The sequence below is a fragment of the Corynebacterium lehmanniae genome (assembly GCF_043161975.1).
Lineage (GTDB): Bacteria > Actinomycetota > Actinomycetes > Mycobacteriales > Mycobacteriaceae > Corynebacterium > Corynebacterium lehmanniae.
Genome location: NZ_CP170998.1, coordinates 2053955 through 2069199, shown reverse-complemented (window position 1 = coordinate 2069199; position 15245 = coordinate 2053955). Strand labels below are relative to the sequence as shown.

Annotated in this window: 8 protein-coding genes; 1 reads left to right on the top strand and 7 read right to left on the bottom strand. The window is 65.1% G+C overall.

The features are described 5' to 3' along the window. From ACF3NP_RS09970 to ACF3NP_RS09945, 6 genes are read right to left on the bottom strand one after another with little or no spacing between them, the layout of a single operon-like run. Entirely contained in the window at nt 1-1611 is a 1611-nt protein-coding gene (locus ACF3NP_RS09970; RefSeq protein ID WP_181889459.1) for a GAP1-N2 domain-containing protein, read from the bottom strand. 7 nt (nt 1612-1618) lie between these two features. After that, entirely contained in the window at nt 1619-3787 is a 2169-nt protein-coding gene (locus ACF3NP_RS09965; protein WP_181889460.1) for a hypothetical protein, read from the bottom strand. Next, nucleotides 3787-6387 (bottom strand): hypothetical protein, encoded by a 2601-nt coding sequence (locus tag ACF3NP_RS09960; RefSeq protein WP_181889461.1) that lies wholly within the window; start codon nt 6385-6387, stop codon nt 3787-3789. The genes ACF3NP_RS09965 and ACF3NP_RS09960 overlap by 1 nt, the downstream gene beginning before the upstream one ends. A gap of 18 nt (nt 6388-6405) precedes the next feature. Beyond that, nucleotides 6406-10107, bottom strand: a complete 3702-nt coding sequence (locus ACF3NP_RS09955) for a tubulin-like doman-containing protein (RefSeq protein WP_181889462.1) — start codon at nt 10105-10107, stop codon at nt 6406-6408. 27 nt (nt 10108-10134) lie between these two features. Beyond that, nucleotides 10135-12687: a vWA domain-containing protein gene (locus ACF3NP_RS09950; RefSeq protein ID WP_181889463.1), complete on the bottom strand. Its 2553-nt coding sequence runs from the start codon at nt 12685-12687 to the stop codon at nt 10135-10137. Between the two features lie 18 nt (nt 12688-12705). Next, complete coding sequence (locus ACF3NP_RS09945; RefSeq protein WP_181889464.1) at nt 12706-13122, bottom strand: hypothetical protein; 417 nt, start codon at nt 13120-13122, stop codon at nt 12706-12708. Between the two features lie 220 nt (nt 13123-13342). Here ACF3NP_RS09945 and ACF3NP_RS09940 point away from each other — a divergent pair, with 220 nt between their 5' ends. Further along, nucleotides 13343-14029, top strand: a complete 687-nt coding sequence (locus ACF3NP_RS09940) for a helix-turn-helix transcriptional regulator (RefSeq protein ID WP_181889465.1) — start codon at nt 13343-13345, stop codon at nt 14027-14029. Here ACF3NP_RS09940 and ACF3NP_RS09935 read toward each other — a convergent pair. Then, nucleotides 14026-15198 carry a globin domain-containing protein gene (locus ACF3NP_RS09935; RefSeq protein WP_181889466.1) on the bottom strand — a complete coding sequence of 391 codons (1173 nt, stop codon included), beginning with the start codon at nt 15196-15198 and terminating at the stop codon, nt 14026-14028. The genes ACF3NP_RS09940 and ACF3NP_RS09935 overlap by 4 nt on opposite strands. Nucleotides 15199-15245: the final 47 nt, after the last annotated feature.

The following is a 15245-nucleotide window of genomic DNA, read 5'->3' as shown; positions in this document are numbered from 1 at the left end:
TTAAATATTCCTTTGCTGGTTGTGGGGGTAGTCGGGCAGGGGCTGAGTGGGGCGGCCAAGCACGTTGAAAACGCGCTGCGCCCGCGGGAATTCTTGCGGCCAGCCGGACAACGAGCGGATGCGTGACTGAGCAACCTCATCGGTGGCAAAATCGGCCGGCACCCGCGCTTCTAAGGGCGTGCATCCGGCCTCCTCCTCGAGGGTGAGCAGCGCCTCCAGCACCGACAGCAAGCTCTTCGGCGCTACGCAGCGCACGTGCATCATTAGATCGAGCACGCGTCTCGACGCCTTCTGCAACACCGCCGCATCCGCAAACATCTCGTGGAAGTAGTCAGTGTCCAGGATGTCTGCGGTCGGCATTGCGGGTGCTCTGCGGTTCAGGAGTTTGGGAAACCCGGACGGGTCGTTCAGCACCAGAAGGTAGGAGAACATGTTCTGGTGCACACGTGCCTCGAAGCACTGGCGCTGCAACTCTGGGTGGCGCGGAGCCCAGCCCTGCCGCAACGTATCTGCAAACGCGCGGTTGGGAAGCCCGTTGGCTTGCAGGGTGTAGCGCTCCACGACCTGTAAATCGCCTGCGCTGGCTTCGTTGGTGATCGCCTGCGCGTCGATACGACGCAGGTCCGCCTGGAGGTCGGTGGACTGGCGCAAGATCCCCGCGACCTCATCTGCGAACGGCGCGGCGGCCTGTTCGCTGGGCAGCGGCAGGTCCAACTCCGGGCTGATCAGCCCGCCGAGCTCCTGTTCATCTGTGCCTTCCTCGATGAGCTGTGCGGTGCGTACCGCCCACCACGACTGGGGGCCTTCCGCGGTCGGCTCGGCCGGGTCCACCACGCACCCCGCGAACTGGGCGGGGACTTCGGCGCGCTGGTCCTTCGGCATCGCCACCACCGTGCACACCTCGCCGATGGGAAACGCCTCAAGCTCGGCGGCGCGCAAATAGGTGGAAAACTGCAGCGACGTGGCAGCCTGCTCGCGCGACATGGTGGACGACAGGGCGGCGATCCACCGGGCGGCGTCATCCGTGACGTCCACAAGCAAAATTGCCAAACGTGGCGGTGCGGACAACAGATCCTGGACCCGCAGCAGCACGTCAAGCTTGTCGCGGTCGTCCTCGCCGCCGCTCATGCCGCGCACCATCATCCAGGCGACAAACAGCTCTCCGTACTGGTTCGGCTTCGGCTCCGCCAGCCCCGCGGGCAACGACGAATCATTCACCGCCCGGTGGCCAAACGGCTGCAGCAGGTCGTCCGAGCGGTACCACTGAATCGGGTGCGCCTCGGCCGGTTCGGCGGGGGAGTGGTCGATGACCACGTGCGAAAACACGTTGCCCGGGCGCTTCGTGGCATCACGGCCGGAAGGCATCGCCTGCACGAACACACCGCAGCCACTATCAAGCACATAGTCGCAGCGGCGCGGCAGGTTGTTGATCTCCTGCGCGGAAAGAAAGACGTCAATTTCCTGGGGCGTAACAAGACGAGTAACCGCGTGCTGCTTCGCCATCTCGCGGTCCTTCTGGGACGCATGCTGCGCATCGCCCACCTGCCAGCCGCCACCCGAAGCCGCCTGGAAGGACGAGTACGTCAGGTGCGCCCAACGGTTGTCGGTCATACCCCCATCACTTCCCAAACATCCTCTTGAACAGGCTCTTCTTCTCCGGCTCCGGCTGCGGGGCCGGGGTTGGAGCAGGCTGCGGCTGGTTTTGCGGGAGGAACTCCACCAGGGACAACTTCCTCGGGTGCGGGTCCAGCAGAGCGCGACGCGGCATGTGCTCCGGACGGTGTTCCTGCTGCAGGAACAGGCGGATGAAGTCCTCATGGAACGTGAAACGCTGCCAGAGGGAAGGATCCAGCTTGTACCACTGGGAATTGCCGTTTTCGTCGAAACGCGGCGAGATACTCGTCTCGCCCTCCGACGCACCAACTGGCTGGTTCGGATCCATCCGCATAGTCAGCGACACAAACTGGCCGTCGGACTGGGAAAGCGGCAGGCGGCCGGAACAGTGCACGAGCACGAAGTGCGGGTTGTTCTCTTGGAACGCGTCGTGTGGCTGGTGCGAATGAATCTGCAGGAAAATCTCGCCTCTGTCCAGAGCCAGGTCATAGGAGTATTTCTCCAACCCGGGGTAATCCACCACTGCGGGATCACCGACGATCGCCTTGCCCTCTTGCATCCGCTGCGGGTACAGGGCGAGCGACGCCGCCCCGGCCTGCGTCTGCGTGCGATGCAGGTTTAACGGCAGGTTGCCTGTCTTCTTAAAGTCCTCGGCCGAGATCACCGTCTTGCTTGCGGTGGGCTGGTACTCCGTCTCGTGCGCGCCGTTGGGCTCGCCGATGAACACGTGCACCGAGCTGGCGTGCTTGGGCCAGCCGAAGCTGAGCACCTGCTCGTCCACACGCTCCAGCAGGCGCGGGTTCTCAATCTCACCCACGCGGGTAAACGGCACCGAGTTGCCGATGCGGGCGTGGCCACCGACCACACTCACCGCAGTGATGTGCATCGTGTACCAGTCATCCGGCCACGTCACATCAAACTCGTTTTTATCGGTGCTGGTGCTGTTCACCCACGCCTGCTCCGGCAGGCCGTACTGGTCTAGAAGCTCCAGGTCCAGGGTGCGCTGCTTGTCCGCGCCGTCCTCGATGCGGGACTCGGTGCGGTAAATACGCACCGTCCCGGAAAGCGGCGCCGGCCAGCTCACGTGCACCGTGCGCGGGGAGGTCTGCTCCGTCGTGGCAAAAATATCCTCGAGCTCCGCGCCGACTTCCACGGTAGCTTCTTCGGACAGGGCAGAGCCGACCAGGTTGCCGTCAACAAGCACAAAGCGCTTCGCAGCGATGCGGTAGGTGTAACCGCGCTCCTGCGGCACGAAGCGCACACCGGAACGGTTGCCCTCCTGATTCACCACATTCGCGGAGACATCGAGCTTGCCGCGCGGCTTGATGGAGCGGTACACCTCCACCTTTTCTGTGCCATCCAGCCCGGACCACTGTGCAGAGATGTGGGCGCCATCGTAGACTGGGTTTTTAATCTCCACCGGCTCAATGAAGTAGGTCTGGCCCAGCAGCCGCGGCTGGGTCTGCTTCGCCTCCTCCTCTGTCGCGCCCGTGTGCACCCACACCTGGTAGAAGCGGGCTGCGGTGTATAGCGGCTCGTCATCCACGAACGAGGTGCCCGTGGTGATCTCACGCAGCGCATCCGGGTCCAGAATGTCCGGCCACGGCGTCTCCGAGCTGTATATGCGGTAGATGCGCGCGCCGCCGCGTGGCATGGACCACTGCACGTTCAGCTGCTCACCGTCCTGGGCGACGCGGATTTCGCCGCACGGCTCCTCGCTGTCGATGCTCCAGGGATCAATCTCCACCAGCTGGTCTGCGGTGAAGGAGCGTGCTGCTTGGCGACGCACCTCCGGCCGCTCCGGTTCTGGCTTCGGCTCCTGCTCCGGTTCGGTGCGGCGCGTCGGCTTGGACTTGCGGCGCAGCTTCATCGCGTCGCTGAGCGGCTTCTTCGGCTCCTTCTCCGCGGCGGGAGCGGGCTTGGTGGAGGCGTCGAAGTGCGCTTCGGTAAACGCTTGGCCCGGGCGCAGCTCGCCCGCCTCGTACAGGGAGCGGATGTGGCGCAGCACCGACGCCCACTCAACCAGACCCGGGTAGTTGGAGTCGGTGTCCAGGTCCGGGTTGGTCACGTACTGGGCGAGCTGGATCGGCTCCGGCACCGGACGGTCCGGGAAGCGGGTGCGGGCGTCCGTAGTCCAGTCAAGAAAGATCTGGTAAAGCTCTTTTTTGTTCATTAGAAATCACCGCCCTCGTAGAAGTCAGACAGCTTTTCCTCCGCGTTAGAGGCCGTCGACTGCGCGGCAGTGGGGGCGCTGGAGACGAGCTTGATGTCTTCCAGCGACGCACCCGGGCTGCCGGCGTGCAGGGTGATAGAGCTGCTGCTCAGATCCTGGCCGCGGGCAGATTCCGCGTGCACGGTGGTGTTTTCCACCACGTCGTGCAGGTTCCGGTTCACACCCAGCGGGGTGAGGATGTCCTGGCGGAAGTAGCCCGGGGACTGCAGCTTGTGGCGCGGCTGCAACTTGGCCTTCACCGCGTCGTCTTTACGCAACGCGTCCACGACCTCCGCCCAGGTGCGGGTGGAACGGTCCTGGTTGAGGAAGCTCTCATCCGACACGCGCGATGCCAGGCGCGACAGGCTCGACGGGCTGCCCAACACGTCGTCCAGGTCGATCTGCAGCGGGTTCACCGGGTCGTTGGCGATGTCGCGCGCTGCCTGCTCCAGGGTGGTGCGCAGTTGCTCGGTGAGCCAGCCTTCGTCGAAGAAGCGGCGGCGGTACACGGACGCGGTGTGGTCGATGTCCTGCTTGTCCACCTCAACCTCGCCCAGGTTGATCGCTTCAGGCAGCGCGTTGGTGGGCTGCAGCGTCTGGGTGGCCACGTTGGAGATATCGCCGAACGGCTTCTCTAGCAGCGCACCGTAGAGGTCAGAGACCTTGATGAACTGCGGGTACGCAACCTCGATGCACCGCAGCGCAACCTGCGCCTCCGCAACGGCGCGCTCTGCATTCTCGATCTTTTTTTGCTGGTCCATCCGCAGCTTCTGCGAGCGGATGGAATGCAGCGTGGAAACCAGGATCTGCAGCATGTAGACGATCAGCCACAGGGCAAACCAGATGCCGAACATCCAGCCGTAAGTCTTGCCGGAAGCGTTGTTGAGGTTTTCCACCCACTGCCAACGCGGCGCAGCGTCACCGGAGTTGCCGATCCACCAGGCAATGAGGAACACGGCCAGCGACCAGAACGTCACCCAGCCCAACCAGCGCAAAATGCCGTGCCACGGGGACATCTGGCTCGCCTTGTGCTCCTGCGCTTTTAGGTGTTGGAGCTCCGCCTGCTTCTGGTTGAGAATGGTCTGCTGCTCGTCGTACAGGCCGCGCAAACCAGCGCCGACGTTCGCAGCAAACGAGTGCTGGTGCTTGCGCTGCCAGCGCTCGAAGTTCGCCTTCGCAGTCATGAACTCCGGGTCCGCGGCCTTGGCGTTCAAGTCGCGGTAGACCTCGCGCTGACGCTCAATGTCGTAGGGAGCGACGTTCTCGCTGCCCAGCACTTGACGCACCTTGAGCGTCTCCTGCGGGCCGAATCTCTCGCTCGGGCCCGGGATGGAATCGCTGGGAGACTGCACGATTGTGAGCCCATCCTGCTTCTGCATCGCGTTGGGGCGCTCACCGCTGGCGCGGTACGGCTTCGCGTCCACCAGCCCGGAGGCGATGCCGGCGTAATCGCTCCACAGCGGGCGCAGACCGGCGGTCAGTTCATCGTCGGACTTGTGCACCACGGTGACAGCCCGCTTGCCCTGGTCCTGGGCTACGTCGACGCGACCCACGGTCACGCTCGAATCGTTGCCGTAAATGCTGGACTGCACCGCGGCATCTGCAGAGGCGGCAAGGTCGGAGCCCAGCTCGGACCAGAACTCGCCCATCCTGCCAAACAGGTTCTTTGCCCACTGGCCGAACGCATTGCCCAGCGCCTGACCGCGGGTCTGGCGCTCGTTGCGCTGGACCATGGTCTCGCGCGGCTTGGTCACCAGGTGGTCGCGAGCGTGGGTTTCAATGAACTCCTGTGCCGCGCGCTGCGGCAGCGTGCCTCGCTCCGCGTCGCGGGAGACGTTCACCGGAGTCTTATTCACCACCACCTGCGGCAGGGGAGTGGTGGACAGATCGAAGATGGCGTTTTGCAGCTCCTGCTGGAACTTTTCGCCGGACACGCGCTGGGTGTAGCAGCGCACCAGGCGCGCAGACGAGTTTGGCTCCAGCTGCGCTGCCGGGGCGGCGTCGAAGCCGACCCACAGGCCCGCCAGGCTGGCAATGGAGGTTGCCACCCACAGGGAAAAGGATGGGCCAGCGTTCGTGGAATCGTCCGCATGGAAGATCGTCGCGCCCGAGTCCGGGGACTTCGAATCCTCCGGCGCCACCAGCAGGTTGCGGTAGCCGTTGAAGGTTGGCAGCGACTCCTCGTCGAACGACGCGTTGACCTCCGTGAACATGAGGTTATTGGCGGTGCCTGTGGGAGCCGCGTTGACCGCGTGCAGTCGCTCGGTGACCTCGTTGACGTTCCTGCTAGTGAGCAGGCCAGACTGTTCGCTTTCGCCAATGATGTTGATGCCATGCAGCTGCACCGCAGCGCCCTCTCGCGCACCAACCGCCTGCTCAAGGCGCATCTGCTGCGGTGCTTCACCGCAGCGCACCACCGTGGCCTTCGGGTCGGAGCCGCTCAGAACGTCAACGTCGATCCAGATGAAGTCGCGCAACAGGTTCAGCGCGGCCAGGTCTTCGAGCGCTTGGCGTGCCATGCGAGCGTTCGTGCCGCGCGCCGCAAAAATCGGAAAATCCATGGTGTACCCGCCTGCCTTTTAGAAGCCGCCGAAAATATCGTTGATCTGGCCGTTTGCGGAGCTGGAGCCGCCAGTGTCCTTCGAGTCCAGGAAGTCCAGACCGGTCTCGCCGTACACGGTGTCCTGCTCCGGCGGGCCAGCCTCGTAGGCCTCGCGGACCGCACCGATCAAGTCCTCGGCCATCTTCAGCACGCCGTTCGCGATGTCGATCAAAAGCGGCACACGCATAGCCACGTTGCGGTCGGAGATGTCCGCCAGCTCGCGCTGCGGGCCCCCCGGAGGGGTGGTGGAGGGCAGCCACTTCGTCGGTACCAGCTGCAGGGCGCGCTTGCCTTCCTCCTGCAGCCACGCAATTGCAGCGTCTCGACGTTCCTCCGGCGAAACCTCGGGCCCAGTGCCCTTCACGAGCGTGTGCTTGGTCTGCTCGCCGCCGATGCGGATGCCGTCGAAAAGCCACTTGCGCAACAGGTCGTAGCCGCGCGTAGCGTTGATGGCAGCCGCAGGCTCGCTTTCGGTGGCGTCCCAGTTGCGGCGCAGCGCGCGGTAGGGGTTCAGCGAGGACAGCGCGGGCGACTCGTCCGCCTTCGCCCACGCCATGGGCAGCGACTCCAGGATGGCCGGGAGCCAGTCGTAGTTCGTGCGCATCTTCGACGGCGGAGTGAGCAGCGGAGTATCGAAATCCTCCCAGCTCTGCGTCACCGGGTCGAACACGTGGATGCTATCCTGGCCGGTTGCGCGGTTCTTGTCGCCCGGGAAGATGGTGGTGCCGATCAGGCGGCCCACGTACCAGCCGTTGATCATGGCCTGGCGTTCCTCATTAGTCAGCGGGATCGCCGCGTTGATCGGGCGTGCGCGGCGCAACTGCCAGAAATTCGTGCGCGCATTCGGCAGGGTCAGCTTGTCCCACTGACGCGCCGCGGACGGCAGAATCGAATCGAACACCACCGGCAGGTAGTTCGGGTAAGCCCCGTAAATGCTAATCTCGCGCTGCTCACCGTTGGTTTCCAATGCGCCGCCCAGCGGGTTTTTCGGGTTGGAGTACGCGTTGGGGTAGTCGCGCTCCACGCGCGCCAGGCGGTCCGCCATCGCGCTATCGCCCGCGAACGGCACGGTGGAGAAGTTGAACTTGTATTTCGCGTTCGAGTCGTCTGGATACAGTGCGTGCAGCAAGCTGGAGTTGATCTGTGCCAGCGGCAGCGCCTTCGTCATCGCCTGGGCGAACTTGCCGGCGATATCCTCGCGGCGGGCCGCGCGGGTCGGCTCGTCCGGCGCGTCCAGGATGTAGGAGCGCAGCGAAGTTTCAATGAAGCGGGAGAAGGAGAAACCGGCGCGGCCCACGAACTTGCGGGAGCGGTCCAGCACGTGCTCCGAGCGGATCTTCAGCTCTACCTTGCCGTTGGTCTCATTGCGCAGGTCTGCAGAGTCCGGCACGGATGTCAGTGCGCGCGGCACCCACGGCTGTACCAGGGTGAGCAGGTCACGCGGGGCGTCGTCGGCGTCCGCTTCGGAGCGCCAGTCGCCGGCCACAATCTGGCGGGCGGCTTCCACCAGTGCTTCGTCGAAACGCAGCTGACGGTTCTCGTCCGTGATCACGGATTGGATCACGTCTTCCTCGAACTGGCCGGGGTAGTGCTTCGGCTCCGTGATCATGACCTCGTTGGCCGCGTTGCTGAAGCGGTCCGGCACCACGTCGACCCCTTCGCTCGGCCACATGCGCGGCACGTTTGTTTTCATTTGTGCTACGCCCACGTCCGGGTCGTTGTCCACGCTCAAATCGTGGTTGAGGTTGCTGTGAGCCGCCTGAATCTCCTTGTCGAAGTCCACCAGGAAATAGCGGGCGAAATCCTCCAGCACGTTACCGGCCAGGCGCGCCATGTTGCCCATCGCGATTGACCAGAGCTGTTCGCGCACGCTGCCGTAGATGCGGTCCCGGTAGCCGTCGCCGACGATCTTGCCGCGCTGGCCGCGGATCTCCGCGCCGAGCTGGCCGTCCAGGAACAGCCCCTCAGCCGGCTGGGTCTGACGCAGGCGGGCAGCAGCGTCGGAGACGTGCTGGCGGATGGTCTTGAGCAGCTTGGAGCCGAACGCCACACCGTAGCGGCCGATCTCCTCCGAGAGCACCTCGAGCACCTCGCGCTGCAGCTCATCCGCACCAGCCCATTGGTACACGGCGCGGTAGAGCGGGCCGCTGCCGTTGGTGACACCCTGCACGTCATCTGCCACCAGCTGGCGGTTGCGGTACGCGGTGGACAAGCTGGACTCCACGTCGTTTGCCCACTCCGCGCCCTTGCGGCTTTCCGGAGCCGGGACAATGTTCTTGCTCTTCATCATGTCCACGCGGCTCTGTGCCCACGCCACGGCAGTGTCGCTGAAGCGGTTTGACGCCCACGTGTGGTCTGTCTCCGTGGCGTTGGCTGCGGTCTGGTGCTCGTCCGCCGGCAGCGGCAGCGTGTTGGCCAGGCGGCGCTGGATGTTCTTCCAGGACTTTTCCAGGCGCTGGTCCAACTGATCGTCGTCGGAATCGGCGCTGCCTTCGAACTTGAAACCGCTCTTCAGAGTGTTCACGGCGGAGGAAGCGAGGCGCTGCGCGGCGTACTCGCCATAGCGGTCGCGGCCCATGGCAAGACGTCCGTAGCCGAAGGTGCCCCACGGCGCAGTATTGGAGCGGTCCTCGCTCAGACCCCAGCCGTAGAAGTCCCGGTCGTAGGGCAGGCTGCCAGAGTTGGTGAGTTGATAGGAGACGAAGTTACCCATCATCTTGGTATCCGTGGTCAGGGCGGCCAGGCCGCGGCCGAGCGCGCGGTACACCGTGGAGGAGTCGGCACCGTCAGAGATGGGGACGGCGTTCACACCGGCCGAGATACCCACTGGGAACACGCGGGTAACAAGAGTCTCGTTTAGATTGCCCTGGTAACCCAACGCTTCGTACAGCAGCTCGTCTGACTTCAGACCCGTGCCGAACTGGCTCGCCGCCAGCTCGCCGAACATGGCCAGCGCGTTCGGGCTCGTGCCCCCGAAGGAATCCGCAGAACCCGTGGTCTTGAACACGTCAGGGGTGACCATGAACAGTGCGGAACGGCCCTGGTAGTTGTTCAGGCCCAGGCCGGACAGCAGACGGCATACATCCAGCGCCATCGACGCGCCAGCGCCGCCGGCCATGGAGGAGACCACGAACACGATCGGGTCTGCCGCCTGCTCGCCTTTCGCAGGGCCCTGGCCCATTTCTCTGCGGATCGCGTCCAGCTGGGTGGCGGACCGCGGGCTGTACAGGCGATCCTTCGCCTGCTTGAGCTGGTCTTCCACGTCCGTGAGCTTGTTCAGGATCAGCATGCGACCCACGCTGCGAAACTGGCCCGCACCGGCGTCCACACCGACTTCGATATCTCCCGGGGTCGGAGAGACCCACGTAGCGATGGACCCCAGGGCCCTGTTGCGGCTGAGCTGCACGGACACCGCGCGGTCCACGAAGGAGTAGCTGGAGGAAGCACCGGTGGAAATGTACTGCCCGCCTGCATTCGGCACGTTCGGTACCGGCTCCTTATCCTCAGGCTCGGTGGGCACGTCGATGGAGACGAACTGCCACGCGTCCGGCAGTTTGCGGCCGTTGCCCTCGAACCAGACCGGAGCGTTCTCCGCGAGCGTAGTTTTGATCTGGTCCATCATGTAGGCCAGCGACTTTGCGCCAGATCCGCCACAACCGACAACGAGAACTTTATACATCAGATTGTTTCCTTTGCGTGGTGGGAGTTACTTACCGCTAAACGGACTGTTGCCAGGCCCGAAGGGGGAATTGGTGTTACCGGGACCGAACGGGGAATTGGAACCACCGCCGAAGTTCGGGCCGAAGCCCTGCGGCTGCTCCGGCGCTGCAGGCTCAGACGCTGCAGGCGCCGCCGGTTCCAGCGACTTCAGCTTTTCAATGCGGCTGAGCATCTCGGTGGAGATCTCGCCTTCCAGGAGGGTCTTCTCCTCCTCGCTCATGGGCAGGCGCGGCAGCGCGATGACCTCGTAGCGGTCGCCGCCGAGGCCTGCGACCATCCACTCGCCCTGCACCGCCAGCGGCAGCTTGGCCTTGCCCTTGATGTGGGCGCCGTCGCCACCGCTTACAGACGGCGCAACGTCCGCCACCACCGGCGACGCCGCCAGCGGGTTGGGGTTGCCGTTGCGCACGCTGAACTGGCGGCCGCCAGCGCTGAAGGAGCGGGTCGGCTCCGGGATGGAGTTGGAGTTGACGTCCAGGATGTTGATGTTCGGCTGCGGTGCGCCGTCGTAGGTGAGGCGGCCGTTGTGGTCGTCCACCACCATGCGGTAGTAGCCGAAGCGCTGGCGCGGGATGGTGCTGGTGATCCAGCGGATCGCGTACAGGATCGCAAGCGGGATCAGCAGCGCGCCGAGCAGCGCCAGGATGAAGCCGAGGGCGAAGCCGCCCTTGCTCAGCGGCACGGTGTAGGACCCCTCTACCGGCACCGCCACCGACGTCTCGTCCGCACCGTCCAGGGCAGAGATGCTCAGCGGCACGGAACCGTTGACCAGGCCGTCTGACAGCTCGTTGATAGACAGCGTCACCGGCAGGGTCTTCTCCTCGCCGGCCTGCAACTCAAGGGCGTTGTCCGGGGAGTTGTGGTCCGAGGCCACCTGCACGGTGCCGATATTGTCCGGCAGCTGCTCCGCGGCGACGGTGGAGCCTTCCGGCAGCCACACCTTGCCCGGGCCCTTCACCGGGACCTCCGTGGTCACGGTGGTCTCTTCCGCGTTGTAGGCGATGCCGCCGTTGATCTTGGGCAGGTTCTGCAGGCCCACCGACAGGGCAGAGGCGTTGAGGAACGGGGTGAGCTTGGTGCCCGGCTCACCCTTCGTGGTCACCGCGGTTTCCACCTCGAGGCGGCCGAACGCCGGCAGCTTCGCAATCTTCGCGGCCGGGATCGCCGCTGAGCCGGAGGAAAGATCCAGGTTCTCCTCCAGCACCTGCGGCTCCCCGTTCTCCGGGTGGAAGGTCACGCGCGAATTTGCGGTGCCTTGCATGGGGCGGGGGTTTCCGGAGGCGTCGACAAGCTGCAGCTCAATGTCCTGCTCGTTGTTGCGCTCGACGGTGCCTTCCTCGCCGCCGCCTACGCGCACCGCAAGGCCCGGCTGCAGCTCAGCGACGGTAAACACGTCCTGGCCAGCGGCGTTCGGGTCGATGTCCGCGAACTTCAGGGCCCAATTGCCGGCCCAGGACTGGCCGTCCGCGAGCGTCATGCGCGCGTTGGTCTTCAGCACCGGATCGGTGATGGTTTCCCACTCCACCTCAGCGCCCTGGAGGGTGGCGGAGCCGGACTCGCTCAGCTTCAGCTCCTCGCCGCTCGGAGCGGTAAGGGTGAGCACCGCGTTGTCGCCCAGATCCTCCTGTTCGATTGCGGCGAAGCGTAGCTGGCTGATGGAATCGTCGAGAGCGATGTTGAATGCGTCGTCCGCCTTGGACATCGTGCTCACAGCGTTGCCGGTGGAAAGTGCGCTGTGGAACGCGGCGAACAGGCCGCCGACATTGGAGGCTTCGAAGAACGCACCGTTCGGTGCTGCGGTGCCGCACGGGCCGCCACCCTGGGTCAGGGAGCGGAACAGCGAGAAATCGCTGGGCAGATGGGGCGCGGAAAGGCCAATGCCCACGTTGGTCACTCCGGCGGCGCGGAGGCGGTCCGTCACACCGCCGGGACGGCACAGCTCCTCCTCGGCGCCGTCGCGGCCGTCCGCCGCGGTGAGGTCGCCGTCGGTGAATGTGACCACCATGCGGCACGGGTCCTGGCTGCCGGAGCGGGTCAGGTCCTGGTACGCACCGGACAGGGCGTTGGTGTAGTTGGTGTAGTCCTCGCCCGTGCGTTCTTTGAACGCGGCGATCTCGTCCTTCGCCTTGGAGGCACTGCCACCGTCCAGGTTGATCCACTCGCCGTACTCGCCGGGCAGGGTGGCGCCGGACTTGTAGTCCTGGCCGAAGCCGGCGATGCGCACGTTCACGTCCACGCCGGTGTCTTCCTGGCGAGTGACCAGCTCGTCGATAAAGCTTTGCGCGGCGTCCACGCGGTTGCCCTCAACGTCGGTGCCCGGCTTGTTCTTGTCCACTTGGCCGTCTTTGGCCTCGTACTCCAGGCTGCCGGATTCGTCCATGAGCAGCACGATGTCGAGGGTGTTCTTCTGCGCCAGGCAGGAGCCGAGCTGCGGTAGCGAGCTCTCCTGCGCTGGGGCCTGCGCGGCGGCGCCGAGTATGCTCGTGCCCGCCACCAGGGCTGCGGTGGCCGAGGCGGCCAGGATGCGGTTGATCTGCATAGTTTTACTCCCGCTCTCCTAGAAGTTCTTGCCCACGTACAGGCCAGCGTGGATGGCGGAGAGCAGCACACCCAAGCCAAGCACCACGATGGTGGCCCAGTACAGCGCTTCTTTCCACCCGACGGAGACGAACATGCCGCTCGCGCGGGCGTCGGCGTCACCTTTGAAGTACATGCCGAGTGCGCCGATGCCCAGCACGCCGGCGAGCACCCAGGCAACCAGCGTCAGTGGCAGGTAGGACGAGTCCGTGGCCGTAGTGGAGGAGAGGAACAAAAAGACGGAGAGCACAACGCTGATAACCCCCATGACCAGGCTTGGCACCAGGCGGGCAACGGGAGCGGACGTAATGGCCAGCGCCGTCGTGCCGGCTTCGGGGCCGGTGGGTGCAGGGGGTGCGAAGGGGGACTGTGTGCCGCCGAAAGGTGATTGGGTCATGAGCCGATCTATCTTCTGTAGCTGGTAGGGGGCCTTTAGTCGCTATTACTGTATCGTCTCGCGCGACATCCGTCTCCGAATGCTGTGAAATACCTGGTATTGGCCGGAATTAATGTGTTGTAGCAGCGTATTGAGGTCAGCTTCGTTGTTTCCAAGTTGTCAAGCCTTTAAAGCTGAAATATAATCCTGATGTAACCAAGACACTTCCAGGAGAACGCGTATGGAACGCCCTCACGCGCCCCGTCCCGCCGGTGAATTGCTCAACGCGGTCGGCCACCTCAGCCTAAAGCAGCTCGAGGTGTTTCACGTGATCCAGGAAAACCCGGACGGCATCCAGGTCGCAGAGATCGGCAAAGCCCTGGGCATGCACCCGAACACCGTGCGCGGGCACTTGGAGGAGCTCCTGTCCGCGGGTGTGGTCTCCCGCCGCGTCGCCCCCGGCACCGGCCGCGGCCGCCCCTCGCACATCTACACCGCCCGCGTGGCGCGCACGAACCTGGCCTCCCACTCCATGATCGCCCTGGTGGAGGTGCTGGCCAGCACCCTGGCCGACCAGGACACCGACAGCGCGAAGCGCCTCGGCCGCCAGTGGGCGGAGCGGGTGAACACCCGCCGCCACGACAACCTGCGCGTGGACCTGGACACCGCGGAGCGCCACACATGCCAGACCCTGCGCGAGATGGGCTTCGACCCGGCGCCGCGCCCAGACGCCGCCACCGCCAAGGTGCGCGAGGTGGGGCTCAACGCCTGCCCCTTCATCGCCGAAGTGGGCACCCGCCCCGCCCCAGTGGTGTGCGCACTGCACGAGGGCTTCTTGGACCAGGGCGCCGGCGACGTGAAGGTGCAGCTCATCCCGCACGACCGCCCCGGCCAGTGCGGGGCGCGCCTGACCAAGCAGGAGGGTTAGGCAACCAGCCAGTCGTTCGGGCTGAACAGCTCGTAGTACACGTTGGCCGGGGCCTTGTCGGCGGGCAGCTGCGCGAGGTCGTCGCGCAGCGACTGGAGGAAGCCGGTGCCGCCGCAGAGGTACACATCCGCGCCGGCGACGTCGAGCTCGCCGACGTTGACGCGCTGGTCATCGCCGCGGAAGTAGGTCTTCAGCGCCCCGTCGCCCAGCTTTTCCACCAGCTCGCGGGTTTCCTGCGCCTGCGCCCAGGAGTCCTCGGTGGCGTCGGCGTGGACGTACGTCACGCGGCGGGGATCATTGTTCTGCGCCAGGTGGCGGAGAATGCCGGTCAGGGGAGTAGAGCCGATGCCGGAGGAGATCAGCACGACGGGGCGCTCGCCCGGCTGCAGCACCAGGTCACCCGCGGCCAAGGTGACGTCCACGGTGTCGCCGACGTCGATACGCTCCTGCAAGAAGGAGGAGACCTCGCCGTCTTTCTGCACCGCGATGCGGTAGCGCGACGCGTCGCCTTCGATGATGGAGTACTGGCGCAGCTGCCGTGCGCCGTCGTCGAGCTTGACGCCTATGGACGTGTACTGCCCCGGCCTCGGCTGCGTGAATTCGCCCTCCACGGTGAAGGCGGTCACCGCGCTGGAAAGCTCCGTCTTCTCCACGACCTTGCCGCGGCGGAACACGTCGCCGTCCGTCACGCCGTCGGAGGCGTAGAGGTCCTTCTCGGCCTTGATCAGCACGTCCGCCATGAGCCAGTACACCGCGCTCCAGGCCTCGGCCACCTCGGGCGTGACGGCGTCGCCGAGCACCTCTGCGATCGCGGCCATCAAGTTCTCGTACACGATCTTGTACTGCGCCTCGGTCACGCCGAGGGAGACGTGCTTGTGCGCGATGCGGTTGAGCATGATCACCGGGTCGGGCGCGGAGTCGTCCACAAGATGCGACGCGAACTTCACCACCGAGGCCGCAAGCGCCTTCTGCTGCGCCTGCTGCTTCTGGTTGCCGCGGTTGAACAGGTCGGAGATGAGCTCGGGGTGGGCGGCGAACATCTTGGAGTAGAAGGTGTTCGCGATGGTCTGGATGTTCTCGCCCACCGGCCCGAGCGTCGCCTTGACGGTCTCGGCGTGGGCGTCGGAGAGGTGGGTGTTCTTGGAATCGGGGAGCGTGTCGTTGTACATAAATCCGATTATATCCGGTGTAAATGGCTTCGCAGCGCACACCTCTA

Bases quoted from the DNA above. Each gene is read 5' to 3' on its own strand.
- ACF3NP_RS09960 (WP_181889461.1), bottom strand. From the start codon at position 6,387: ATGGATTTTCCGATTTTTGCGGCGCGCGGCACGAACGCTCGCATGGCA.
- ACF3NP_RS09950 (WP_181889463.1), bottom strand. From the start codon at position 12,687: ATGCAGATCAACCGCATCCTGGCCGCCTCGGCCACCGCAGCCCTGGTG.
- ACF3NP_RS09970 (WP_181889459.1), bottom strand. From the start codon at position 1,611: ATGACCGACAACCGTTGGGCGCACCTGACGTACTCGTCCTTCCAGGCG.
- ACF3NP_RS09940 (WP_181889465.1), top strand. From the start codon at position 13,343: ATGGAACGCCCTCACGCGCCCCGTCCCGCCGGTGAATTGCTCAACGCG.
- ACF3NP_RS09965 (WP_181889460.1), bottom strand. From the start codon at position 3,787: ATGAACAAAAAAGAGCTTTACCAGATCTTTCTTGACTGGACTACGGAC.
- ACF3NP_RS09955 (WP_181889462.1), bottom strand. From the start codon at position 10,107: ATGTATAAAGTTCTCGTTGTCGGTTGTGGCGGATCTGGCGCAAAGTCG.
- ACF3NP_RS09935 (WP_181889466.1), bottom strand. From the start codon at position 15,198: ATGTACAACGACACGCTCCCCGATTCCAAGAACACCCACCTCTCCGAC.
- ACF3NP_RS09945 (WP_181889464.1), bottom strand. From the start codon at position 13,122: ATGACCCAATCACCTTTCGGCGGCACACAGTCCCCCTTCGCACCCCCT.